Origin of the sequence: Chryseobacterium sediminis (assembly GCF_008386505.1) — a bacterium.
In the GTDB taxonomy this organism is placed as follows: domain Bacteria; phylum Bacteroidota; class Bacteroidia; order Flavobacteriales; family Weeksellaceae; genus Chryseobacterium; species Chryseobacterium sediminis.
Genome location: NZ_VUNZ01000001.1, coordinates 1,331,018 through 1,357,735 on the forward strand (window position 1 = coordinate 1,331,018; position 26,718 = coordinate 1,357,735).

Consider the following 26,718-nt stretch of genomic DNA (forward strand, 5'->3'; position numbering starts at 1 on the left):
TATACTGCAGTCTATTTATAAATTATTCTGATATTGTTACATTACTTCCTTTTGTATGCGCATTCATCTGCGGTGCGTAGTAATTCTGCATGGTGGTAATTCCGTTGGAGAATTTTCCTGATGCATTGGCAACTACATCATATTCAAAAACATATTTTCCTTTCGGCATGTACTGAATATAGAAATTGGTAGAGGCATCTTTGGTCGACTGATAGTATCCAAGATTATTTTTCCACTGATATCCTGATAATACATCTACAGGTTCAAATCCTGCCGCACGCATATCTTTAATATGGATAAATTCCATGGCTCTGTCTGTGTTCAGAATCATTCTTACGGTTACTTTATCCCCTACTTTCAATGGGGTTTCAGAAGAGATTTTCTGAAGCTCCTCTCCGTTTACGGTTTTCACTTTTTTGTAGAGTTCTTTTGTTACGGAAATATAGTTTTCAGAAGACTTGATTTTATCGAGATCTTCATAATACTGCCAGAACAATCCTCCCTGCACAATTCCGGGACCAGGTTTTGTCACGGTTACGGTTGCTAGATTTTTGTCTACAGTTTCTGTCTTCACTGTTGATTTCACATAACCTGTAGCCTGTGTCTGAGGAGCCAATTCTTTTCCTCCCCAAACGATGGTAGCTTTATCACTGTCTGCTCCAGTCCATGATTTTCCCGAATTCAAGATAGTAAAGATCACTTCTGCCGTACCTCTTGAGCTTCCCCATGAGTTCACTTCCTTCTGCGTTACCAGCCATATTTTCATGTCTTCAATAAAGCTTTGGTCGTTAGGTTTTAACTTATTGAATGTTTCCAATGCTCCTGCGTGGTTTACAACCTTTGAACCGAACCATCCCCAGTCATTCAGGTTTTGTTTCCAGTAAACACCCTGTGTTTTAGTATCTGTGGAGGTTTCTTTAAGATAAGTCATCAATTTATCAGACACCTCTTTCAGGCCGTAATCATTCATTAACAAGGCTGCACGGTGAAGTCCGAAGAATGTAAAATCTGTGATCTTAGCTGTTTTTGCTTTTTGTTTTACTAATGTTTTCAGAGCAGCACCTTTTCCTTTTAAAGGATATTGTTTTTCCCAGTAGTTCCTGGTATCAAGATAATCTATAGTCCAGTTGTTCCAGACATTGCCTTTCTTCGCATCAAAATATTTGTTGACCTCATTATCCACATACTGAATCAGTTTAGCCGTAATAGCATTCTGGTCAGCACTTTGATAGTCTTTCACATTATCTTTTAACCACGAATTGATTTTTCCTAAGTTCTTAAGAATATACAATGAGGTACCGTAAGAACTTGGATAACCAGGATACCATGAGAACCCGCCATCCGGATTTTGCAGTTTTTTGAACTCATCCCAATCCTGACCGATAGAATTTTTCATCGTATTGACATCAAATAGTAATGCCAGTTTCTGCATCTGCTCGCCTTCATTTTTACTTTCCAGTACCCAAGGGGTTTCTTCCAGTAAGAGTTGTTTCAGCTCCTGATTTTTTTCAAGATTTGAATTTAATAATCCTTTGTTCTGGTATTCTTCAAAAACCGTTTTCATTTTCGGGTTAGCTTTGAATATTTCTGCAGCCAGTACATCCGCAAACCATTTATTGAAGATCACTTCTGCTGAATTATTCTGATCATTTTTCAGACTTGGAAGGGCAAACATGATCTCCCAGATCGGATTGGTTGTAAGTTCTAACGTATTGGAAACATTAGAAGCTGTTGTGGATGTATTATTTTTAAGATTGTCCAGTACAAATGTTTTGGTTTCTCCTTCTTTCACAAAAACAGGTACAGCATCCGTAACCAGCATTCTGTTTGGCAATACCGCAATAGCTTGCTGCTCACCGTCAGAATATTGTCCTGCTTTGGCAACCACTTTGAAAATAACAGAGGAAACATTGTCCGGAACTTTCACTTTCCATGTTAATGCACTGCTTCCGTTTTCATTCAAACTGAAGTTTTGTACTCCTGAATTCATTCCAAATTTTGAAGAAATATTCTCATTGGTAAAGGCATCTAGAATTTGTAACTCGGCTGAACCGTTTAGTTTTTTATCTGTAAGGTTGGATAACTTCGACTGCAAATTCAGCTCATCACCTTCTCTCAGGAATCTTGGATAGTTTGGAGTTACTGAAAATTCTTTCTGCGTTACCACTTCTTTTTCCAATGTGGCTGCTCTTGCATCTTTTGTGTGTGCAAGGAACATCAGTTTCCATTTTGTCAATGCTTCCGGAGAAGTGAACTCGAAGTTTACATTTCCTTCAGCATCGGTTTTCAGATCCGGATAGAAGAATGCCGTTTCGTTCAGGTTTTGACGTACAGCTACTTTATCCATTTCTTTTTCTACATCATTTAACACTCCGCCTGCATTAGAAGCTATTGCATCTGTTACCATAGCTCCTTCTTGCGCTATAGGAGCAGCTGGAAGAGCAACCTTCGCATTCCTCATAGGTATGTAGCTTTCAACTTCTGAAGCAGTTACACTCTTAGGCTTAGGACAACCATTATATTGAGCGGATCCAGGAACAGTAGGACAAGCATCATCTTTATCAATAATACCATCTTCGTCAGTATCGGCTCCGATACTCCATCTACCATCAAACCAGTTAAACTGCGGAACCTGTACATATCTGTCTTCAAAATATCTCAGCCTTTTCTGATAGTTTTGCTGTTGAAGGTAATTATTGACTCCATAAGAAGTAACAATCACAAATGGGGTGTACAATTTTCTCCAGTTAAAACTGTTTGCCGCAAACTGATCCAGAGACATATCATACATATTGGCCAATACCTCAGCATTGATCTTTTCGTTATCATTTCCGGTTACTTTTACCGTCCATTTTTCCTTAGAATTCGGTTCCAGTTTATCTCTGAAGGTAACCGTTTCAATTTTTAAAGGTTTTTCTGTGTCTTTTATATTTAATCCTACAGATTCTGTTTTTACATCATTAAATGCTACCAGCTGGAACTGCAGATTCAGTGTGGAAACACTTTTGTCTTTAGGAACTTCAACTGTATATTCTAATATTCCTTTTTTGAGCTGACGAACTTCTGAAACCGTTTTTCCGGATCCGTCCTGTACAAAAACATTGACCAATGCATCAGGAATTACTGAGAATACATATACCGTAACCTTCTCTCCTCTTGATACTTCTTCTTTCGGAGCAATAACCGTCAGGAATGTTTTTTGAGCCGGCTTTAAAGAGGCTTTATCCCAAACGCTGAAATACTGAGCTGTTTTTATTGTGTCTTTCCCTTCGATATTGAAAAGTTCAAGCTGGTAATCTCCTGCTTCCAGTTTTCCCAGATCAAGATTTGCTGCAGGTTGTGAATTGTCAGCAGATGGCTGCTGTTGTCTTTCAACTAATACTTTTTCCGTTTTCCAGTTCTTGATTTCATCGTTCTTATCAAACAGATCATGAGGAAATTTGCTGATGAATTCTTCTTTTGAATATTTCGGAAGATTCTGCACATCAGATTTAAAATTATCCCTGAAAATTCTGTCCGGAGCGATCAGTTTTGACAGCTTAACCTGATAGGTTTTTTTAAGATTCTGATCATTATAATTCTTGGTTTCCACCTTTACTTTTATATTTTCATCTGCAAAAGTATTGGCGATATTTTCTGCCTGAATGTAATGAGAAACGGATGCTACTTTTAATTGTGTATTTGCAGTCTGTGTTTCTCCATTAATGTCTGTAACAGAAGCATTGATGGCATAGTTATCAATTTGTATTCCTTCCAGTTTTTCATCTTTTTTAAGCTCTAAACGGATCGTAAACTCCCCTTTTTCATTGGTCTTTGCCTCACCCAGAATTGAGTTTTCATTATCATTATCCTGTGGATACCAGCTGAAATATCTCCATCTGATATTCTGTTTCTTAATTTCGTAGTTTACTGTGGTATTATTCAGCGGAACGCCAGAGAACATTACGGCTTTCCCTTTCAGTTCTATGGTCTGTCCGTATTTGTATTCCTCTTTTACCGGATCAAAAGTGACTTCAAACTTCGGTCTCTTGTATTCTTCTACTCTGAAGTTTTTATATCCCTGACTTTCACCTTCTATTCTCAGGTAAAAATTACCGTTCAGCTTCCCTTTTGGAAGAATGAAACTTCCATGATAAGAACCAAACTCATTGGTAGTAAATTCCTGTGAAGAAACCTCTTCACTATTGGTATTTAACAAAGTTATTTTTTGTTTTAATCCTGAAAGAACAGATTCAACTTCTTTATTGATTCTGGTATTAATCACCTTGAAATAAACAGTCTGTCCGGGACGGTAAATCCCTCTGTCTATGAAAATCTGAGCAGTTGAACGGGTTTCTTTGTTGGGATTATAATCGTCAGCATAGCCTCTGTTTCCATAGACCTGCATGATTTGGAAATCATTTGTTTTAGGCTGCTGGATCAGGAAAGTACGGTAGTAGTCTTTACTTTCAGTAGAAGGGAATTTAAATACTCCTTTTTCATTGGTTTTACCCTCAATTTTATTTAATGTTGTATTAGAAACAAATTCATAAAATCTAAGCCCTTCATTGGTTATTGGTTTTCCGTTTTCACTATTAACCAGTTTCAACTCATCAGAAAGAGGACTTCTGTCTGTTTTAGACTGATAAATAATTTTGTTTCCTGAAACCAGAAAATAAAGATTCTGTCTGGAGTCTGAATCTTTCATGTCAGCTCCGGCAACAGTAAATTCTGCTACATATACTCCTGAAGGAAGTGGTTTCACTTCCAGTGAAGTTATGTGATTCTGATAATCCTTAGGATCCGGAAGCTGGAATGTTTCTTTCCTTACCAGATTCTTTTTTAGTTTCCCGAAAGTATCGGAGTAAGAGTTCTGGATGTATTGAAGCAGTGAGGTAAAATCATCTTTTACTTCATAAATATTCAGGGTAAACTCTGATACATTCTGATATTGTGCAACAAAATGAATTGGCAGGTTATTCTGAGTCTGAGCTTCATATTTTAAAGTCAGATATGGATTTACAATCTGAGCTTCCTTACTTTTGATATTCTCAATAAATGGAGATTTCGGATATTCGTTTTTAGCCTGGGCAGCCAGTGCAATAGCTTCTTTAGGTTTCTTCTTGCCCACAAGTTCATCCATGATCTCTCCTATGATCATCACTTTATAATCCCCTTCTACATTAGATTTTAAAAGATTCTGAAGCTGTTCAAGCTTATCTTTGCAGTGATTGAAATTACAATTTTCTGTAATCTTTTCTTTCATGAAATACAGCTTTGCATTTCCGGTATTCTGAGCAATCAGTTCATCATAAATTGCATTGATCACAGTACGGTTTACTGTCAGTTCATTTTTTGTAAAAATATTATTTTCAGATAAAAACTCTACTTTCTTTATGGCATACCAGTCAGACAATGTTGGAAAATAGGCTATATCTCCTGTTCCGGAAAATATATTCTTATACTTTTCCAGAGAAATCTTTTTCATTTCAGGTTTTTCCTGATCAAGTTCCTGAAAGCTTTTAGTCAGATAATTTTTAAAATCAAGCTTGCTCCAGGTTTCAATCTGTGCAATATCCTGAGAATTAATATTCGTTCTTCCATTTATTTTCCATGAGTTCTGATTGTAATGATCCATGAAAAAACCATTCAGTAAAACCTTGTATACCAGTTTGCCTTCTCCACTAAGTTTACCTTCTGCATCTTTAAGCTTTTTAAAAAACTGGGAAGTAGAATCGTTTTGATCATCATCCACCGTCTGGTTTACAATACTGAATTCCGCTTTCAGAGAACGGATCAGTTCAAAAGCATTATTTTCTTTCATGGCTTGTTTTTGTATGTCTAAAATAATGGGAAGATTAGATTTATAAGCTCCTTTCGTGCTGTTTTCAGCAATTTTTTTCCACTGGGTATCGTAATATTTCTGTGCGGATACCATTGAAAAGCTCATCATTATAAGCAAAAGCATAAAAATCTTGGAAAATCTTTTCATATATATTAATTTTGATAAATGAACATTTTAAAAATACTGAAAAAAACGGTCATAGACAGTCAACTTTATGTCTCTCTTATGGGAACTCTTTTTGCAGTATTTTTCATGAAAGAGCAAAACACATTCCGTTTCCCTACCTTTGCATTAATTTTTATCACTTATTTCAGTGGTTATCTGTATACTAAATATCAATACACCAAACATTTTTTTAAAATAGTAATTGTAAATGCAATAGCAGGAGTTGTATGTGCCTTTTTAATCATTCACAATCACAATGAAATAAGACTTTTGAAATGGTTTATTATTGTAGTATTAGGTCTGCTTTATAACAGCTTTTTTCTTGATGTTTATATTCGGAAAATCCCGTTGCTTAAAGTTTTTTATGTGGGATTAGTTTGGGCTTTAGTCAACTGCTGGCTCACACTTCCGGAATTCAGTGTACCTATTTTCCTGATCAGTTTTTTCTTTATCACCGCTCTTGTACTTCCTTTTGATATCCGGGACATGAATAGCGATACTGTAAAGACCTTTCCTATGCTGATAGGGGTTCAGAATACCAAATACATTGCTTATGCACTTGTTTTCATAAGTAGTATCATCTCAATTTTCTATCTTAAACCAGAATACGCCATAGCTTTTTTTATGTCAAGCATCATAACTTATATTTTCATCTATTTCTCTGAAAACAAAAGAGATGATACCTATTTTTCATTCGGGGTGGAAACTTGTTCGGCACTTCCTTTTTTATTTTTACTAATAATGGAGTATTTTTGACGAATGATTATCAAGAAGCTTTCCCTCTACAATTTCAAAAACCACTCTGAGAAAAAATTTGAATTTTCCCCGCAGATCAACTGTTTTGTGGGAAATAACGGTGTGGGAAAGACCAATATCCTTGACGCTCTGCATTATTTATCCGTAGGAAAAAGTTTTCTGGGAAACACAGATGTCAACAATATTAAAAGAGAAGAAGACTTCTTTACTCTTGATGCTGAAATTCAGAATGAGGACAGTGAAGATATCATCAGAATTACCCAGCCCAAAGAAGCTAAAAAGGTGATCAAAAAGAACGATAAAAGCTATGACAGGCTTGCGGACCATATCGGGTATCTTCCGAGTGTTATGATTTCTCCATACGACTCCAATCTCATTTCAGATTCCGGGGAAAGCAGACGAAAGTTTCTGGATTCTATGATTTCTCAGACAGATTCAGAATATCTTTTTGATCTTATTCAATATCAGAAAACGATTCAGCAGAGAAATGCTTTACTGAAATATTTTGCTAAAAACAGGACATGGGATAAAGATTCACTGGAAATTTATGATGACCCGATTACCCGATTTGGAACTAAAATTTTTAAGAAAAGAAAAGAGTTTGTAGAACAGCTCAACCCTATTGTTCAGAATTTCTATCAGATTATTTCCGGTGGAAAAGAAGCAGTATCTGTTATTTATGAATCTCATTTGCTGGAAGATTCTTTTGAAAATCTTTTAAAAGAAAGCCTTGAAAGAGACCGTATGCTTACTTATACTTCAAAAGGAATTCATAAGGATGACCTTCTTTTTGAAATGGATAATGTTTTAATCAAAAAAATAGGATCTCAGGGACAGCAAAAGTCATTTCTTATTTCTTTAAAACTGGCTCAGATGAGCCTAGTAAAAGAACTTACCCAAAAGACTCCTATTCTTTTACTGGATGATATTTTTGATAAGCTTGATGATACAAGAGTTTCACAATTAATCGAACTGGTTAACAAAGAAAGTTTTGGACAGATATTCATTACGGATACTCATCGGGAAAGAACTGAAAGTGTCGTAAAAAAAATTAATGAGGAAAGTATAATTTTTGAAGTCTTATGAAGAACTTATTATCAATCTTTTTAATATCAATATCACTTCTACTCATAGGGCAGAAAAAATATTCTACATCTGAAATTTTCAACACTTTTCCTTTAGGAAAAGCTAGCAAAGTAAAAATCATTTCTTACAACACAGATTTTCGAGGAGAATTTTCACTAATACCACCACCTCCAAATAAAAAGCTAGACTCTATTCAACTTAAAGAATATTATGATAATCTAAAAAAACCTATTAAATTGATAGAGACAATTTCAAAAGAAAATTTTAAGGAAATTAAAGAGTCAAAAACATTAAATCTAGCAGAAACCCTAGAATTATCGAAGTTACTTTTTAATACTTGTGGAAAATTTTCAAGTGATTTACGTGAAACAAGCATGTGTTTTTTTCCTAGAAATGCAATTCTTTTTTACGATGAGGATGATAAAGTCTTTGATTTTTTAGAAATTTGTTTTGAATGTCACAGAATGCAATTTTTCTCTGAAAAAGCGACAGAAGTAAATGGTATGTGTTCTAATTTTTATTCAAAACTGGAAAAATATTTCCAAAACAAAGGATTACAAACACAGTACAATTAAAGACAATGAAGAAGAAAAAACGTGAATATCAATCCTCCGAACTGGTAAAATCTTTTGCCAGAATCTATGGATTTGAACATAAACTTATCGCATTTGACATTAAAGATTTCCTTGAAGAATATCTTGATGAAAGCCTTTTTAATGAAATAAAAAGTGTCAATATAGAAAACGAATGTATTATCATTAAAATTGATTCTCCTTTACTGAAACATGATTTTAAAATGCGAAAAAGCTTTTATCTCAAAAAGTTCCAGGATAAGTTTGGGGTAGAAAAATTTAATGATCTTCAGATATTATAGGAATATTGGGTAAATCTATTCAAATAATTCACCAACGTTGAAGTTATTTGTTTCTATGAAATTTAATATGTATTTTTAGGGCTTACTAATAAATATTTTAATCATGAAAAAATCAATTGCATCTAAGAAACTAACAAGAAAAAACTTAAAGGCCATTCAGGGTGGCGGTGTTGGACAAATTTGCTGTGCTGTAAGCTGTGCTAATGAGAACGAATGTGCCTATTGGACAACTTTACCAACGAAATGTCCGCTACTTCCTATCTGTCTATAAAATTTATAACTATCTATAGAAAAATGCTACCTTACGGTAGCATTTTGTTTTTATGATTAATGTTCTTCTGATTTATTGGAAATAGTACTGCTCATCAGATCATCTGCTTTTTTATCCAATCTTGAGCTTAATGGCAGGAAGAATTTCAGCGGATGCTTTGTAAAATATCTGAAAATTTCTTTATAGATCTCACTTACCTGTCCAAAATTCATCTTTCTTGATCTGAATGCCAGGAACATGGATAAACTGAAACTTACCAGGAAGTTGAAGAAACCAATCAGGAAAACTGTTACAAATGACATCCAGAAAGTATAAGAATCTACTGAAAAATCTTTTCCATAGAGCCCCAACGCAAAGTTACCGGCAGCAAAAGTAATGTGCCTGATATCTAAATCGAGGCCGAAAAACATCCCTACCGGAGCTGTTGCTCCAAGGAACACACCGAACCAAAAATTGGAAACAATTCCAGGCCAGTTTTTAGCATAATATTTTGAAAGTCCTTTTGCGAATTTCTTTCCAAAAAAGCTTCTGATAGAAAGGTTTTTGGCAATTCTCTCCGGAATCTGGTAAAACACGGAATTGTTCCCGATATTTCCTGAAATAATCCCTGAAATAAAAAGATAAAACCCTGCAATACTTGCATGCAGAATCGCTTTTGACTTAAAAGGATCGAGGTCTTTTAACAGTTTATCCGATCTGTCTACCGCCAGATTTTGTGAGAAAAACACATCCAGTCCATAGATAATAGCAAGTGCCACCGGAAAAGCAAGCAACACATTCCCTACAAAGGCAATAAACTGGCTTCGGAATAATTTAGATACCAAATGGGCAAACTCGGTATTGTTTCTTTGGGCATTTCCTTCTTCAGACAAAACTTTTGTCATGGTAGCAGCAGTCATTGCCGGCTGTTTTGTAGCAAGGGTAAAGCCCATCAGATAGATCATCACGAATCCCATTGCATAGTTCATCGAGTACAGAAAAGCATGTGAAAAGTCACTACCCGGGATATAGCCGTACAGCATTTTCAGAACACAAAGCGCTCCTACAATGATTCCGCCGCCACTCGCCTTGTAGAACATGGTCATATATTCCTTCCTGGTAGAAGTGATATAATGGGCTCCGGCTTCAGCTGTATGATTGGTAATGAGATGGGAAATCAGTCTTGTACTATCATTAATCAGATCAGAAATATTATTTTTATGAGATTTATAGCTCAGAATATTAAAGATCAGCTGTTTAGATTTTATCAGAATGTCTTCATCGTTATCAATGACCAATAACTGCACAATTTCATAAATTCTTTCAGTCTGCTGACGGATTTTAAGCAGGGATTGGTTAATCTTCCCGGAAATACCATATTTGGCGGAATTTTTAAAAGCAATATTCACAAACTCCAGACATTGTTCAGCATAGATTTTTATCTGCTTATATCTGCTGTCTTTGGAATGAAGCTGAAGTTCAGGGTCTTTTACCAGATCATCTGCTAATGTTTCCAGCTCATTCTGAAGGGCAAGAAACGGATTGTCCAGATTTCTGTACTGCGGAGCCATTCTTACCACTTCTACCTCCATAGCCATCCCTGTAACCCTCCAGGAAAGGATGTTCATAGAGAAAATGAGTTCTTTTTTCACGTTAGGTTTCAGAATAAAATCTGAAGCTCCCAGCATGTTTAAAAATTCGTCAATCTCATTTTCAGGAAGATTATGCAGATATCTCAGATCTTTCTTAGGTCTAAGACTCACATTATCAATCATAAACCACACTGTTTTTTCATTTTCAACAGGTGGCAAAACTTTGTTCAGGATTCTTTTTTTAAGCTCCGGAAAGAAGGCGTTTTCTGAAAGAATATTAGCTTCCGTCAACGAAAGATTGAAAGGTCTTCCCTTAAAGATATTATGGATGTAATGTTTAAAGTTCTCAGCAAAATTAGGATTGCTTCTGAAAAAATTAAGCACATCTGTAAAGTCTGCCTCTTTGATGGTCTCTAAAAACTCTGCAAAGGGTTCTAGAGAAAGGGTTTCATTCTTAAAAGAAAAATATTTTTTAAGAACTGACTCAAAGTTTGTGCTGGAATTAAAGAATTTCATTAGTACAAAGATACTATTTCAAACTCACATTCCTCATCTGTCTCATGATCCAATTATGTTTCTTTCTTAAATAAGGTGATGGATTTTTAGGATCATATTTTTTTGGATTGGGCAATACCGCTGCAATCCAGGCAGCATCTGAAGCACTTAGATCCTTAGATGACTTTCCAAAATAATATTGTGCGGCAGCTTCCACTCCAAATACGCCCTGTCCCATTTCAATGGAATTCAGGTATCTTTCAAGAATAATATCTTTACTCCATACTTTTTCTATGATAAAGGTATAAACTGCTTCCAGTCCCTTTCTTACCCAACTTCTTCCTTGCCAAAGAAATACATTTTTTGCAGTCTGCTGGGAAATGGTACTTCCTCCTCTTATTTTTTTGCCTTTCTCATTATATTTCATTGCTTTTTCGATCGCTGTATAATCGAAACCGTCATGATCAAAGAATTTCTGGTCTTCAGAAGCGATTACGGCTTTTTTCACATTGTTTCCCATTTCGTCATAGGAAATATAATCCCTGTGCAGTTTTCCGTATTCAAAAAGCCCTCCTATCTGGGTAAGGGTAATCGGCGGATTAAAAAATCTGCCCCAGATAATAAAAACTACATTCAGAATAAGAATGATGAAGATAAGCTGTTTAATTTTTTTCCACATAATTTATAAAAAGGAAAGGCAAAAATAAGCAAATAGTATGAGTTACTGCAATTCTTTCATGTAAGTAAGCTGATAATCCGGTAAAAGTTCAGGATGGAAGATCTTAATGTAATCTTTAAGGATAAGATCTGCTCTTACTACACCGCTTTCAAAGAAATCATTAGCTTTCATTTTTTCTTTTCCTGCTATGGTGTAAATCTTTCCTTTATTGAATACATCAAGTTTTCCATAAAAAGGATTCATGCCCAGCATTTCTTTTTTTGAAGTGTGACTTCCTGCATTTATCCAATACTGAACGCCTCCTGCTTTAGCATATACTTCTTCAAAGCTCATCGTCAATGCTTTTTCATCTTTGTTGTCTTTCATAACATAATTGGCATTGGCATCCGAAATATAATGGGCAACAGAGGTATTTCCACCAGGAAGATACCATATATCTCCATACATTTCATTAGCAAGTACCAAAGGTTTTTCTTTAGCCTTTGATGCAAGCTGTTTCAGATAATTATAATTTTTTTCAACTTCCTGATATTTCGTTTCTGCTTCTTTTTCTTTTCCTAAAAACTCTCCGAAAAGTTTAATATAAGCAGTTTTTTCCAAAGGCTTCTGCTCCATGTACTCATCCAGAAATATTACCTGAATGCCATTATTTTTCAACAGTTCATAAGTATTGTCAAAACTGGCAATATGATTGGTAAAAATAGCATCCGGCTTCATAGAGATAATCTTCTCTACGTCATATTTCTGCTCACTTCCTACGTTCTGGATTTTCCCTTCTTTAAGCAGATTCTGAATTTTATCTGAATAAATATACTCTGGGCTGGAAACTCCAATGATTAAATTTTCTGCTCCAAGCTCTGAAATATACCCTGCCATACTTGCATTTAACAGGATTATTTTCTTGAATGGAGTTTGATTTTGTTTAAAATTATAAGTAAAATTCCCCGATTTTAGCTCCAAGGTCCCATCATGTTCCTTAAATTGGGTGCGGGCAGATATATTTGTCCAATCTGAGGACGAAATTTTTGATTCTCTTTTACAAGCTGTTAGCGCAAAAACCGTAAATAAAAGTAAAATTCTTTGTTTCATCTTTCAAAGAACGGAAAAAAGTGCTATATTTGCAAACCTTTAAACAACAAGGTAACACAAGGCCTCGTGGCGCAACTGAATAGCGCATCTGATTACGGCTCAGAAGGTTACAGGTTTGAATCCTGTCGAGGTCACTTAAGGAGACAACTATTTGATAGTTGTCTCTTTTTTTTACATAAAAATAATATTTTGGTTTGGATCGTCCCATCTGATTGAACCCTGATTATTATCTTGGTTGGTAGATCATAAATATAAAAGATAGGGTAACTATTTAGACAAAGCTTCAGATTTTTCTGAAGCTTTGTTCATTAATAATATATTATTAGTAAATCGTTACTGGGCCTACCAGTCCCATAGATTGTAATGGTTGATCTTTCCTTTTCAGATTCGTCCAGTATTGGGCTACCACATTATCCTTAAGGGTTTTCATATAATTGACCATCACTGTAACTACTTTAATTTCAATTTCATTTATTCCATCACGAAGCAAACCATCTATCGGATAAATTCTCCGTCCAAACCATTTTGTTCCTGCATCAATACCATTAATCCGTACTTCACAGATTCCATAAACACTTCCCAGATTCAGATGATGTACAGTTTTATTATCAGTCACCTGAAATATATTGCGGTAAATTATCGTTCCGGCAAAATGAGCATATGCAGATAGCTCTTTAAGATCAGTCAGTTGATCCAACTCCTCTTTTATAACCGCCCCATCATAGTTTCTGAATTCAACATTCCATTTACCATTAATCTCTTTTGAATTATTTCCAGTCACGGAATTTTCTTTCCAGACATTTCCTTTTTTATTTCGGTCAAAAACAATCAACTTAGAATCTGCCGGACCTAAATTGATCTGCAGGCACCCACCCGGAAGTTCCAGTTTAAACCGGTTACCCGTTACCGCATCCCATAACCATGCCTGTTTGTGTTTGATTACATTTTTATCAAATGTAATATCAAGCGAGGCACTGTGCTTACTGCTGGAATTATTAAACAGAAAAAGTTCGGCTTCATCGGCCTGATAACGTACCTGAGTGATGAATGTCTTTGGTGTCCGGATTTTCACATAGGGTTGAATACTATATTTTTCCTGAACTGCCTTATACCAACCCAGGAAATCAGCTGCCGGCTTATTTAAAAGAATAAACCGGTCAGGATAAGTTTGCATTTTTCTGATCCAGCCCTGTACCTCCAGATCTCTTTTCTGATAATTATTCCAACCTGTAGAACGATCCGGAACAGCTTCAATGCAGAAGATTCTTCCTCCATTATCTACAAATTCATGCAATTTTGCAGCTGTGGCTGTATCCAAGCTATGCACTTCAATCAAAAACAAGGTATGGTACTTTCTTTTTCCATAAGTAAGAAAGCCTTTCTTTATATCCGAATCATTAATCACTCGTTCAGAAATATAATCACAGGCATTTCCGTTCTGATGAATAGATTCCCATATTAAAGCCTGGTAAACAGGCGAAACGATAGTTGGGAAAGGCTCATTCTGCGCACCATATTCTGACCACTGATCTGCAAAGGGTGCTAACAGGGCAATGTCTGCAAACATTGTCGCTTGCTGTAATACGGCAGACAATCTTGCCCGATAATCCGTATAATGCTTAAAATACGGCCACATTGTGTTTTTTTCATTAAAATACCCGCCATAGGTAATCCAACCGGGAAAAGCGGCCTCAGGAGGAGAATAATTAAATCCGTGAAAAATGGGATGGGTAACTCCGGATATGGTGCTTTGGTCTCCTGCTATTTTCAGAATCTCCAGTGCTTCGTTAAAGACCATATCCGTGTTGGTCAATTCTTCAGAACTAACCAGTTTTTTATCCTTTAAATGGGCGGCTGAGGAAACCAGCTTATTGATCATGGTGTTTCCTCTACCCAGATGCCATGGATACTGCATAAATTTTTCTTCGCTGATATCTTCCCCTATCCCATATTTCAGCCAGGTCTCACACTCGGGAATATCCAGCTCAAAGCTTCCTTCCAGAGGAAAATAACCACGTCCATATGCCTGTGCTCTTGATTTTACCTTATTATCTTTACACCACTGTGCAAAAGTATGTACAAATCTTTCCTCAAATATTTCAGCCTTGGTCAGTTCAAAATCATAACGCATACGGTCCGTCATTTTTTTGAACTCTGCTCCCATTTTTACAGGATAAAGGATGTTGGCTCCGGTTGTGTTTCCCATGCTGCCGATTTTAAAAAGGACAAAGGGCAGATAGGGATACAGATCATACCCCCGCCGTTTTTTAAACTCACTCATCATATCGCTGCTCCAATTGGTTCCCTCAGTTTCCAGACTATCAATGAAGAAAGACCTGATTTTCGGTGCAAGCGGTCCTATTTTCTGTTGAATGGTATCACTCATCCTGTTGAGGTATTTTTTTACGGCAGCAGTATCATAGTGATTCAATACCGGACCCATACCACCCGGAGTACCCTGGATTACACTCATAAAGCCTTGTACTTTCACCAATCCGTAAACTGCATAGTCACCTTTAGGTACCGAAACTTTGATCACTCCATTTTTAATCTGATCTGACAAATTGATTACTTCGTCTATATGATTTAACGGATCCGGCACAAGTTTTACTTCCAGTATTTCCATCGTTCTTCCGCTATATGGATTGGTAATGGCTGGGTCAGCCTCTTTCAGGAGATCAAAAAGGGAAAATTCCGTTTTAAGTGGCCCTTTCAGTTTTTTTACAGCCGAAACCACAATCTGCGAACGTTCTTCCCCTTCCAGGAACTCACCACCTATAGGGAATCCGGTACCAACAAGCAGATCGCAGGTCATATCCAATGATTTTGCTTCTTCAAGGGTAAATTTCAATAATTCGATCCATTCATCACTTAACCATTCTACACCCGGCTTATTCATATCATCAGTACGTAAAGGAAATGATATAGGGTTTATCTCCACCCCCCCTATCCCTGCATCTTTTAAGATCCTGAGTTCGCGTGCTAATTCTGCTTTTTCTATTTTATTACCATTCCACCACCAGCGAACAAACGGACGGTAATGATTCGCTGGATCTCTGAATATTTCAAACAGTGATTGTTGTTGTAATAAATTTCCATCTGCGAGCATTCCACGCATATATGATGGCAACGCATTCATTAATATTAAACCGGGTACTGTTGCTGAACACTGTTTCAAAAAGTCTCTTCTTTTCATGAATGGTTGAAATCGCAATAATTATTTAAGCCAAATTTAATAGATTTGTTAATAATATTACCGTTTGCCAGAAAATAATATGAGATAGGTTTTCGGTTTATAAAAACATGGAAAAAAAGCATAGTCTGAAAGAACTTGCTGGTGTCTTCCTTAAGCTACAGATTACAGCTTTTGACGGACCTGCTGCCCATATTGCCATGGTGTCACCCACAGAGAACAAAAACAAAATGGAAACTTACCTGACAAAGGCAGACGTAATGCACAAGATCATTACCATAAAAGATTGTGGGCACGACATGATCACACAAGGTAAGATGAATGGTGCAGAAGAAACCTGGTCCTATACATATTGGCAATGGCAGAAACAGCCAGAGGAATTTGTCAATTCAATTTTTGAATTTATAAAAAATAAAGCAAATAAAAAATGCAGTAGGAAAACAGTTTTATCACATCAGAAATTTTGGATTATTTTAACGTATCAAAGCAAAATAATACATCACAGTTAAGCAGAATAGTATTATAACTAATTGTTTGATGTAAAAGAAGTTTGTAATTCTCTATTAACCTGACTTAATCAAATCAAATCATCTACAAAAGTGTTTGAAGATGTGCTCGTCTTGACACCAAAAGCCAAAAGGCGCCACTTTAATACAGGTGGCGTCTTTTTTAATTCACCAAAACTGTTCTCTACATTTAATTTTTATAAAATTAATAAATCATTTCAGTTGAGTTCATTCCAACCCCTCAAAAAATTATCAGCATTCATAAAAATTCTCTTTTATCAATTCATACGAAAGAACTATATTTAGCCATGTTATGCCATCACGAATTTTTAAAACAACTTTAATAAAAAATTGATTTATACAACACTTTTAAATATTGCTGTTTTTCAGGGAATTGTTCTAGGCATAGTTATTCTAAAATCGTCCCTCTTCAATAGTCAATCAAATAGATATTTAGCCTACTTGCTATTTGCACTTTCCTTCGTTTTATTGAATTACGTTTTTGAAATTGAAGGTGCATTTAAATCCTATCCTTTGCTATGTTTTCTGGACTATATTGAATGGATATTTTTACTACCTGTCTTCATCTTCCTTTTTATCATAAACCGAATTGATGATACTGTAAAGAACAGACAAAGAACTTATTTGTATTACATTCCCTTTGCCTACTCCTCTATTTTTACCATTATATACCATCTTAATGATATTTTAGGAATTTATAAAATCTCAGATTCAGACATTTTCATAATCAATATACTTAGACTAATTCAGCTTTTATTTGCCTTTATCATCATCCTGTTTCCACCTTTTTACTCTTATTTTATGATAAGGCACTTAAAAGACCCACAAGAGAAAAAATGGGTAATTACCTTATTAACTACTCTCTATTTATTATTATCTACCTGGCTAATTACGTATATGACTGGCTTCTTTTTTGGAATAGACATTTCCTCTATCATGAGCGGACTGGCTTTAGCGGCAACATTTATCATGCACTGGACGGCCTATATAGGCATTTACAGATACAAGCTTGCCAAAAACAAAGATGCGGTCTACCATTTTCTAAACAACGATTTAGTTATTATAAATCCTAATCTGCTAGTTGCAGAAAATAGTATAACGCAAGAAAATAACACTGCAGAAGAATCCAGAGAATCTATCACAGCAGATAATCTTTATTTTCAAAAACTGGAATTTCTTTGTAAAGACGAGTACATTTATACAGACAGTACATTAAACAGAGAAAAAGTAGCTGAAAAACTTGGGATAAGCCCTGGATATGTTTCACAAATTGTAAACACAGTAACAGGAGACAACTTTGCCCATTATATCAATCAATATCGGGTGGAGGCTGTAAAGGAAATGATATCAAATCCGGAATATAAAAACTATAATCTGCTGACAATGGGATTGGAAGCCGGCTTTACTTCAAAAACAACTTTCTTTAAAGCATTTAAAAAAGTTACCGGTAAGACACCTAATGAATATAAAAATACCAGCAAATAAGTACCATTTTGTACATTTTTAAGCTTTTGAAACCCGTTCTAATTTTTATTATTTGAGTTTTGCATCGAAATAATTCAAATAACTTTTTTATGAAAAAAAAACTTTTACAGCTCATTATTTTACTAGCCTTTTATTCTGTCAATGCTCAAAGTGAAACTGATGCAAATCCTTATCAGAAAAAGAATGAAATTAAATTAAATTTAATTGCCCCGTTATCCGGAGCCTTTGAAGCAGGTTTTGAACGGCATATAAACAAGAAATCATCACTGGGCATCTCTGCATTTATTGTTTATGATCACACAAAAGACAAGGATATGAATTACTTCATCTCCCCTTATTACAGATATTATTTTGGAAAAAAATATGCTTCCGGTTTTTTTGCCGAAGGATTTGGAATGTTCACTTCCATTGATGGGAAAAAAATATACGCGGCAGACAATCTTACATTCACTGAAAATAAAGATGTTTATGATCTTGCACTCGGTGCTGGTCTTGGTTGGAAGTTAGTTACAAGAAAAGGATTTGTTTTTGAAGCCAACGCGGCTTATGGGAAACTCGTGTTCAATGCAGACAAAACTGATCATGATCAGGTTATAAAGCTTGGATTGAGTATTGGTTATCGATTTTAATATCAAATATATCTTAAAAACCATAACAAGACTTTTGTTTACAATGGGTAAATTACAAAACTGAAAAATAAAAACGAGGATTATAATTCCTGTTTAATTTGGCTCCATCGAACAAAATCATCGATAAAAGTGTTTGAAGATCCGCTCGTCTTGGCCACCAAAAGCCAAAAGGCGCCAACTTAAAATAGTTGGCGCTTTTTATTTTATTCTTGATTCCAAAATAAGCCAGATGTTTTGGCAGTAGATATTACAGATTTTCTTTCTGCAAGATATTCCGGAGTTTTTGCAGGGCTGATCAATTTTGTTGATTCATTTAAAGCAAATAATATCAAAGTACAATCTTTTTTTGTGATAGAATATTTACTGATTATACAGCCTGAGAATCTCCACCAATTCAGGTATGGATCGTATTTTTAGCTTCTCAAACAACCTGTTTTTGTAAGTGCTGATCGTTGATGAATGGAGATTCAGCTGATTAGAAATTTCTTTGAGCGGAAGACCTTCTGCAAGCTTATTGGCAATTTGCAATTCGCGGTCTGACAGTGCTTCAAAGGGAGAATTCTTTACCGTGCCATTTAATGATTCTAAAAAAATAGCTTCTTTTATATTATCACTGATATATCGGCCCTTACTGAGCATCGCCGTTAAAGCAGTCTCTATTACTTCAGTGGAGCTTAGTTTACTGAGATAGCCACCAGCACCCATTTTCAGATATCGCATTCCATACAACTCTTCATCCTGTGAAGAAAATATTAGAGTTTTTAATTGAGGCTGGTGAATTTTTATGTAATCTATTGCTTCCTGAACAGTACCATTAGGCATATTAACATCCATAATGGCCAGATCAAATTCTTCTTTCTGAATTAATTTGTACAGCGATTTATAATCCTCTACTTCTGAAACTATGGCATCGGGTCTGAATCGTTTGATTGTTTGTATCAAACCCATCCGGACGATACCATGATCATCTGCTACAACAATGCGAATGTTTACTTTTAGGCTCATCATTCTATAAATTTATGTAAAAAAAGGGAAACCGTAGTACCTTTATTTTCAGTGGAAATGATTTGTATGTTTCCATGTAACAAGGATATAAAATTTTTTACAATTTTCAAACTTAATCCAGCTCCTTTCTCACCCGCAGTTCCCAGGAATATGGGATTGTCATAAGTGTAGATCGAAGATAAATACTTTTCATTTATTCCTGTCCCGGAATCAATTATAGAAAGTACAACCTCATCACCTTCTGTAATTACCTGTAAATAAATATCTTGATCTGGAAAAGAGTATTTTATCGCGTTGTTAAAAATTTTGTCTAAAACGTATTCGATCAACAGACGATCGCTTGCAATCACTACATTGTGATCACCTTTAAAATAAAATTTAATATTTTTTTCCTTTAATTTGGCAGCGTATTTTTCTTCTAAATAGTGAAAAAGATCCATCACCATGATTTTAGCGGGTTTAATCTTAAATTCTCCGTATTGTGTTTTTAGCCATGCAATACTGTCCTGGATCGTTTGCAGATTCTTCTGAGCATCGCGTTTTACCTGCGGCAACAACTTAAAAAAATCTTCCTCACTTATGGTCTTTTGTCCCAGTTCTTCTATAAGCCACAGAAAATTTCCAAACAATTCTTTTGAGTCATGAGACAATATTGATATCAGTCCGTTCTTGAAATTGATTTCGTTTTCCAGTCTTTCGATTTTTAATTGTAGTTCATTGATAAAATCATTCATAAATTTAGTAATCAAAGGTTTTAGAAGCTTTTTTGAATTATTTTTTGGAAAAAGACAGAAAGGGTTATACTGCTTAAATGCGAATAAAAACATCCAGTTCAGGCCCTTCTCCAGGAGCTGGCAAGTTATAAAAAATATCGTATTAGTAAAAAATCAAATGGGATTTACTTGAAATAGTAAATCCCATATTTTATCTTAATAAGATCCAGACTGAATTTTTCTAATGCCGTTAATTTATCAATATCGTGCTGATCCGGCGATTGATTATTGTTATTAAAATCGTCCATAAGGAGGAGCAATTTTAGAAAGTATTGTTAAATTGCCGTAAAGCTATAATAAACATTGATAGAATAAGTGGTATTTTCCTTCCCTACCAAACTCTGGGCACCCGCAGGTGGTATAGTGTATCTTACGTTCAATCCGCGGTCCAAAACCGGTGTCCCGTTAAAGAGTATTTTTTGAGGTGTTTTGGATAAGGGAACATTTACAGAGCTTCCATCCACGCCAATTTGTAAAATATTTGAATTAATACTGGTCTGCAGACCGCCTTTCTTGAAATAATTTTCGTCCGATTTTACATATAACTCAAAATTTTCATTGTTGGACAACATAATTTGGTTGGGAATCACTTGTGACTGACCATCAGTATAATGGGCAGCAGTATTAAAATTGAAGTTTACATTCCGCCCGGAACTGGGGATGGTGATTTCCGACAGAGGAAGCACCTTTAACTGAACAGCTGTATTTTGTAAACTATTAATTGAGTTATCTGTGCTTCCGGCATTGAAATTCAATTCAAACGTATAAGTTCCGGCTTCAAAAAAGAAGTTTTTAAAATCTTCCGCAGACACATAAAGCTGAGGAATAAAGCTGTTTCTATTTCCCGCTACAACACTGAAATTAGCAGCAGAAAAATTCTGAAAATCGGAAGACAAGGCTTTGGTAGTGAGTGCAGCTCCGTTACTACCCAATTTAACACTTCCTATATTTCTGGTTCCTGGAACACCTTTAGAAGAAGTGAACTGAATGTTTGTGGAAGCAGCTTTCGCCCAAAAATTAAAATCGACTGTATTCGCGATTTCCGTATTCCCCAAATCCCACACCCGCGTGCTTGCATTGCGGTAGTCATTCAAAGAAGATATTTCTATGTATTTTGTTAAAGAGTTCGTGATCCAGCGTATAGAAGAAGGAATGACTAAAATTGTTTTAAAATTACGCGGTGTGAAGTCATTATAATTCTGAGTGATATCCATAGAGTAATTCCCAGCCCGGAAGGCATTGGCACTAAATTGTGATGAAGGAATTTTAAATGTAAAATTGATATTTCCCCGGTTGAATCCTCCACCAATACTGATTGATGGTGGTTCAAACCACTTTACAGCACTTGTACTGAACGACTGAAAACCTGGTAAATAACCTGAAAGTCCAGTATATGGCAGCTGCCCGCCCATACTTTCTAACTGCCATATAAGCGTGGAACTGGGTAAAGTAAGTGACGAAGAAGAGTGAGTAAAAGTTGGTCCGGAAACAGAGGTAAATGTAGGAGCTGTTGGGAGCAATCCCAAAAAGGCATAATCCCAGTTTGTTCTGTTGGCATTCGTCATTACCCTTGTAGGTACTGAAGTAAATTCGCTCCTGTTAAAAATATTATTGTCAGGAATCGACAGGTACACATCCTGAGCTTTCGTGAATGTAGACCCGCAGCACACGGTAAAGATTCCTATTAGAAAAGCCCTCATCTTTTTCATACTTTTAAATTTAAAACTTTTTCACCTTAATGTTGGTGTCTTTCTTCTTATATTCAAAAACCACGGTTTTTGAATACCCTTCTTTTGTCACCTGAATCGTTTGGACAGGTTGTGTATAACTGTATTTATCATTTTCAATATAGAGGTTGTATTTTCCATCTTTCAGGAAAAACTCAAACTCATTTTTTTGGTTAACCACGGCAGTATGGATCACTCCATCTTCACTTTTTGCATACACCACTATTCCGGTTACATCCGTTTCCAAAACATCGTAGGCTTGTTTGATCTCTGTTAGTTTCCCACTTACCTTAATGTTTTTTACCAAGCCCACTTTGCGGTTAATATTGTTATGAACCATAATGGTAGGATCCATCATCAATCGGGCACCCGCACTTTCGTTCACCTTCAGTGTGTAAGTACCTTCGGGCACATTCTGAAAAACTACTTTTCCATTCTTATCCGTCATCGCTACATAATTGTCCAGTTTTACAATTTCATTAGCAATTACTGATTCACCGGATTCCAGAAGTCCATTGAAATTTTTATCTTCAAAGAACTGGAACGCCACTTTATGATTTCCGAGAGCCGTAGCTGTAGTAAAATATTTTTTAACGCCCACTCTGAACTGGTAATAGCTGCCACTGCTTGCATATTCAGCCGTAGATCTATAACCGGAAAGATTAAAATAACCTGTGGTGGACCAGGAAGGCGAAATTTTATATTCCAGATTACCGTTGATATTACTGTTTAGATTTTTATATAATTCCGAATAGAAGATTCCGGCTGAAAAAGATCCAGTGAGATTATGATTAAGCATCTGGAAATTATACGAGGCGTATACGTTATAGTTGGCAAAATTACGGTTTACATTATAATAAGAATTTAAATCAAAGACACTGGTGGCATTCCATTGAGCTGTTCCGTTGAGGGAGAATGATTTATATCTGTAAGACAAAGTTATTTTCAAACTGTTGAACCACTCCGGTTTATTGTTCTCTTTTGAATAAGAATATTCCGCTGTCAGGTTCAATCCGTGGGCACCTAATGTAGTGCTTATGTTGGCTTCCAGCCGGTAAGAAAAAAGTTCCTGCGATGTGTAAAAATTAGCTGTTTTTTGCTTTTCAACCTTTGGAGCAAGTAAAAAATTCCACTTGCTTAAAGAAAACTGATACCCTAATCCCAAAGCTTCTGTACTGTTGAAATAATAACGTAAATTATTGATATTCCCAGGTTGGGTTGATTCACTCTGGAAACTCAGGAACTCAGGTTCTATCTGCGAATTCTGATATTGTATAAAAGCGCGCTGAGAAGCCGAAAATTGGCGACCGATCCGTTGATTTGAGAAAAAAGATCCCCGTTTGATCCCTGCATAACTTTTAGTAGCAAAGGAATTGACAGATTGTATCTCCCATTTCCCTATTTTCCCTTCATAATTGGCTCCCATTGAAGCTCCCGCGTTTTCATCTTTGTTCAAAAGTCCTTTTTCATAGCTCAGGCCCACCTCCGTGCGGATTGCGTGTTTATCGTTAATTAACAATGATGTTACTGCGTTCGCTACCTGCGTATCTACGTTAAGGCGCGGATCATGATCGAAAATATAAGACACTTTCCCATTGAAAGATTTAGCATTCCCAAAAGCATATTTTGTACCCACCATGGTAGATCCTTCTGTTTGCTGGAAATAAGTACCATACAGATTATAATTATTTTCCAGCGCAAGAACTTCAATCTGATTATTTTCACCAAATTTGGTAGAAACTTTCCCACCTCTTCCGAAAATTGGGTAATCGTAATCACTGCTATTAACATTTCCTACCCGTAATACTGTATTTTTTCTCTCCAGTTCCAGCCAGGTATCATATAAATTATAACGGCCATCTTCAATATAGTAATCTGCGCCAATATTGAAGCGCGATTTCAAATTCTCAGTCACCCGAAATGCTGTATTTCCCCTCAATTGAAGAAAGTTGAGACGTGAACTGTTTTCATTATAGCTCATTTCCGCAAAATTATTTCCGCTCGCTACTTCGTTTCCCCGGGCAATTTGTCTGTTGTGCGATAAAATGACTAAGTAAAGCGTGTTACTTCCCACGATTTTATTATCAAGCAGATCTGTGACGATTGCATTAATATTAAATTCCGGATACAGCGTATTCTGTTTTCTCACCGCAATTTTGATCTCAACCGTTTGTTTTTCTAAACCTTCCAGAGATACGGTTTGTTGTTTTGGTAAAATTTCCAAACCATCAGGAATAGATTGCAAATCAATCTTAACGGTTCGTTTACTATAACCTTGGTTTTCTACAGTTAGCAGAATTGAAGATTGCGGCAAAGCAGGGTTAATGAAATTTTCGTAGGTGGCCGTATAAATTGCGATGTTTTTGTTCTCGCCTTTAGCAACAAAGAACGATGCGCTTTCTGTTCTGGTAATCGTTGGAGTGGTGTATGAAACCTGGAATTGGATCGCATTGGATCTCAGTTTCATAAAATCCACGTTGGCGATCAGTTTCACAGGAAGATTTTTAGACTGCCCCGCACCTAAGGTAAAGTCATTTTTGGGATAAAAAAGCAGTCCAGGATAGTTTTCCTGAGGCATGATATTCTGAATAATAATCTCTTCAGAACTCTTATTCTCAATAACAAGGAAATTAGTAAAAGTAGAACCTTTCTCAACAGCAACACTGTCATTTTCAAAATGGATTTGAATATCCTTCTTTTCCTGCGCAAAGGCCAACGAGAAGTTCAGAAGAACAAATACAAAAAATAAGATTGTTCTTCTTAGGACTGATAACGATATTCCATTCTGTGGTTTCAAAGCTTAATTTTAAAATTTAAAGTTTTTTTCGCCTACGCGTAAATCATTGGATTCTGCCATTTTGATAATAACCACGCCAAGGAAGTTCCCTGAAATGTTCTCTGGCAAAGAAAATTGAACAACCTGATTGGTATCCGGAAGCATGGAGATGGAAATTGCGGGTAATTTTATTTCCTTACCACTGTCTGTATTGGTGAGTTCAAACTCAACGGTGGCATCATTGATGGTGTTTCCATCATTATGGATGCTTACTGCGACTTTTCTATTCGCTGCATTCCCATTACCCGCCTCTGAAATATTGGTAATATCCAAACTTTTTACATGGTTTCCCGGTGGAGTATAAAAAATGTGAAGTCCCACTTCAAATAAGGTAATAATACCGATACCATTCTGAACACGTGCCTTATCTGCCTGCTGAGGAAGTTGGGTGAAAAACAACATACTGTTTGTAACGGCAGACGGTGATGCATTTGCCGGAATCTGCATGGTTACTACAATCTCCTTTGTACTTTTCGCAGGAACTGTTACAGAATTTTCTAAGGTGGATACCCATGAGGCATTGGAAGTTTTTGAACTGCCTGCTTCAAGATAAACCTTATTTCCGTCTTCTTCTCTAGCCCAATCTTTATAGTTGAGATTAAAAACATAATCCTTGTCTGAGCTGTTTTGAAGCGTAACTGTTTTGGTTACTTTTTCTCCCGGATTACCTGTGAAAAACAAGCGTGTAGGCGACATAGAGATACTTTGTGCCATAAGTGAAGAAGATCCGGTAAGGAGTAAGAAAATGAAAAGGTGAATAAACTTGTGCATGGTGTAAATAGTTTAATAATAAAAGATTCCCAAAACTACTGAAAAACGTAGCAAAATGAGCCTTTACAAACTAAAAATTTTATTATAAAGCAGTCGCCGTATAAGTTACTGTTTGTGTATAAGTTCCGGCTGGTTTACCTAAAATATCAGAAGATGATGATTTCGCTGCTGGAATGGTGTAGTCCAGATTCAATGTTAATGCACTTCCAAGAGGAGCATTGGCTACTAAGTTTTTTTCTCCGGCAGATAAGATTACATCGTTTTTTGTTCCGCCCATTGTTCCGGCAGCTGTAGCTGCTTTGATTGTCAAAACATCTACAGGAATTGAATTTGTACCATTAACGAAATTCGGACCTCCTGCTTTTACTTTAACATTAAAGTTCTTTGTGGAAGTAACTTTTAAAGAGTTGGTTTTGGTAATTGTCTGATCAGAGTTATAGTCTGCTGCAGTAAGATAGTTAAAGGCAACTGTCCCACCAATGGCAGTACTTCCTGCATCGATAGAGATTACATCGTTCAGGGTAATATTTACAGCTGTGGTTGCTGTAGTATTTTGAGCTTGAATATTATGAGTTCCTAATATAATAGCTCCAAAAGCTAAGGCTGTGATTACGATTTGTTTTGTCATGGCAGTAATGTTTAATTGTTATTCTCGTTTAATTGTTCTCTCTTGAACACTACAAATCTACAGCGGCGATAAAAGTTTCTTTGTAGTGGAAAAAGGAAGTGCATGTAGTAAAATCACTACACGGTTTATTCATTTGTTAAATAAGAAAAACCCTCAGTACCTGGAAGTGCTGAGGGCATGTATATTGATGTGTTTTTTTATTATAAAGCAGTCGCAGTATAAGTTACCGTTTGAGTATAAGTTCCGGCTGGTTTACCTAAAATATCAGAAGATGATGATTTCGCTGCTGGAATGGTGTAGTCCAGATTCAGGGTTAATGCACTTCCAAGAGGAG

At 35.9% G+C, this 26,718-nt stretch carries 19 protein-coding genes and 1 tRNA gene; 8 read left to right on the forward strand and 12 right to left on the reverse strand.

Annotated features, from left to right (window positions below):
• Positions 1 to 22 precede the first annotated feature (22 nt).
• On the reverse strand, positions 23 to 5,971 hold the full coding sequence (locus FW780_RS06235; RefSeq protein ID WP_149832700.1) for an alpha-2-macroglobulin family protein: 5,949 nt from the start codon (positions 5,969 to 5,971) through the stop codon (positions 23 to 25).
• Between the two features lie 18 nt (positions 5,972 to 5,989).
• Here FW780_RS06235 and FW780_RS06240 point away from each other — a divergent pair, with 18 nt between their 5' ends.
• Genes FW780_RS06240 through FW780_RS06255 form a run of 4 tightly spaced genes read left to right on the forward strand, consistent with a single transcriptional unit; the run spans position 5,990 to position 8,705 of the window.
• The gene (locus FW780_RS06240) at positions 5,990 to 6,745 is read left to right on the forward strand and encodes a UbiA prenyltransferase family protein (RefSeq protein ID WP_149832701.1); all 756 of its coding nucleotides are present in this window, start codon (positions 5,990 to 5,992) and stop codon (positions 6,743 to 6,745) included.
• A gap of 3 nt (positions 6,746 to 6,748) precedes the next feature.
• Positions 6,749 to 7,831, forward strand: a complete 1,083-nt coding sequence (recF, locus tag FW780_RS06245; protein WP_149832702.1) for a DNA replication/repair protein RecF — start codon at positions 6,749 to 6,751, stop codon at positions 7,829 to 7,831.
• Entirely contained in the window at positions 7,828 to 8,406 is a 579-nt protein-coding gene (locus FW780_RS06250; RefSeq protein WP_149832703.1) for a hypothetical protein, read from the forward strand. The genes recF and FW780_RS06250 overlap by 4 nt, the downstream gene beginning before the upstream one ends.
• Before the next feature lie 5 nt (positions 8,407 to 8,411).
• On the forward strand, positions 8,412 to 8,705 hold the full coding sequence (locus FW780_RS06255; protein ID WP_149832704.1) for a hypothetical protein: 294 nt from the start codon (positions 8,412 to 8,414) through the stop codon (positions 8,703 to 8,705).
• 327 nt (positions 8,706 to 9,032) lie between these two features.
• Here FW780_RS06255 and FW780_RS06260 read toward each other — a convergent pair whose 3' ends face one another.
• From FW780_RS06260 to FW780_RS06270, 3 genes are read right to left on the reverse strand one after another with little or no spacing between them, the layout of a single operon-like run.
• A complete protein-coding gene (locus tag FW780_RS06260) occupies positions 9,033 to 11,063 on the reverse strand; it encodes a recombinase (RefSeq protein WP_149832705.1) in 2,031 nt (676 codons plus the stop codon).
• A 13-nt stretch (positions 11,064 to 11,076) separates the two neighbouring features.
• On the reverse strand, positions 11,077 to 11,721 hold the full coding sequence (gene mtgA / locus FW780_RS06265; protein ID WP_149832706.1) for a monofunctional biosynthetic peptidoglycan transglycosylase: 645 nt from the start codon (positions 11,719 to 11,721) through the stop codon (positions 11,077 to 11,079).
• A 42-nt stretch (positions 11,722 to 11,763) separates the two neighbouring features.
• On the reverse strand, positions 11,764 to 12,810 hold the full coding sequence (locus FW780_RS06270) for an ABC transporter substrate-binding protein (protein WP_167510648.1): 1,047 nt from the start codon (positions 12,808 to 12,810) through the stop codon (positions 11,764 to 11,766).
• 60 nt (positions 12,811 to 12,870) lie between these two features.
• Here FW780_RS06270 and FW780_RS06275 point away from each other — a divergent pair.
• Positions 12,871 to 12,944 (forward strand) — tRNA-Arg (locus FW780_RS06275).
• Between the two features lie 188 nt (positions 12,945 to 13,132).
• On the opposite strand, the gene FW780_RS06280 is transcribed toward FW780_RS06275, so the two are convergent.
• The gene (locus FW780_RS06280; RefSeq protein WP_149832708.1) at positions 13,133 to 16,006 is read right to left on the reverse strand and encodes a glycosyl hydrolase; all 2,874 of its coding nucleotides are present in this window, start codon (positions 16,004 to 16,006) and stop codon (positions 13,133 to 13,135) included.
• Between the two features lie 107 nt (positions 16,007 to 16,113).
• Here FW780_RS06280 and FW780_RS06285 point away from each other — a divergent pair, with 107 nt between their 5' ends.
• The 3 genes from FW780_RS06285 (at position 16,114) to FW780_RS06295 (ending at position 18,644) form a co-directional block, all read left to right on the forward strand.
• On the forward strand, positions 16,114 to 16,512 hold the full coding sequence (locus FW780_RS06285; RefSeq protein ID WP_149832709.1) for a hypothetical protein: 399 nt from the start codon (positions 16,114 to 16,116) through the stop codon (positions 16,510 to 16,512).
• 819 nt (positions 16,513 to 17,331) lie between these two features.
• The gene (locus tag FW780_RS22640) at positions 17,332 to 18,015 is read left to right on the forward strand and encodes a helix-turn-helix domain-containing protein (protein ID WP_241676858.1); all 684 of its coding nucleotides are present in this window, start codon (positions 17,332 to 17,334) and stop codon (positions 18,013 to 18,015) included.
• Between the two features lie 89 nt (positions 18,016 to 18,104).
• Positions 18,105 to 18,644, forward strand: coding sequence for a DUF3575 domain-containing protein (locus tag FW780_RS06295; RefSeq protein ID WP_149832711.1), 540 nt, complete (start codon positions 18,105 to 18,107; stop codon positions 18,642 to 18,644).
• Positions 18,645 to 19,004: 360 nt separating this feature from the next.
• On the opposite strand, the gene FW780_RS06305 is transcribed toward FW780_RS06295, so the two are convergent.
• From FW780_RS06305 to FW780_RS06330, 7 genes are all read right to left on the reverse strand, one after another.
• A complete protein-coding gene (locus tag FW780_RS06305; RefSeq protein WP_241676859.1) occupies positions 19,005 to 19,652 on the reverse strand; it encodes a response regulator in 648 nt (215 codons plus the stop codon).
• Positions 19,649 to 20,383, reverse strand: coding sequence for a sensor histidine kinase (locus tag FW780_RS06310; protein ID WP_149832712.1), 735 nt, complete (start codon positions 20,381 to 20,383; stop codon positions 19,649 to 19,651). Before FW780_RS06310 ends, FW780_RS06305 begins: the two co-directional genes overlap by 4 nt.
• Before the next feature lie 164 nt (positions 20,384 to 20,547).
• On the reverse strand, positions 20,548 to 20,670 hold the full coding sequence (locus tag FW780_RS22705; RefSeq protein WP_262714027.1) for a hypothetical protein: 123 nt from the start codon (positions 20,668 to 20,670) through the stop codon (positions 20,548 to 20,550).
• Between the two features lie 27 nt (positions 20,671 to 20,697).
• A complete protein-coding gene (locus FW780_RS06315; protein WP_149832713.1) occupies positions 20,698 to 22,131 on the reverse strand; it encodes a hypothetical protein in 1,434 nt (477 codons plus the stop codon).
• A gap of 10 nt (positions 22,132 to 22,141) precedes the next feature.
• Positions 22,142 to 24,946 (reverse strand): hypothetical protein, encoded by a 2,805-nt coding sequence (locus tag FW780_RS06320; RefSeq protein WP_241676860.1) that lies wholly within the window; start codon positions 24,944 to 24,946, stop codon positions 22,142 to 22,144.
• A 9-nt stretch (positions 24,947 to 24,955) separates the two neighbouring features.
• A complete protein-coding gene (locus FW780_RS06325) occupies positions 24,956 to 25,756 on the reverse strand; it encodes a fimbrial biogenesis chaperone (RefSeq protein WP_228460096.1) in 801 nt (266 codons plus the stop codon).
• An 82-nt stretch (positions 25,757 to 25,838) separates the two neighbouring features.
• Entirely contained in the window at positions 25,839 to 26,384 is a 546-nt protein-coding gene (locus FW780_RS06330) for a peptidoglycan-binding protein LysM (RefSeq protein ID WP_149832714.1), read from the reverse strand.
• Positions 26,385 to 26,718 lie beyond the last annotated feature (334 nt).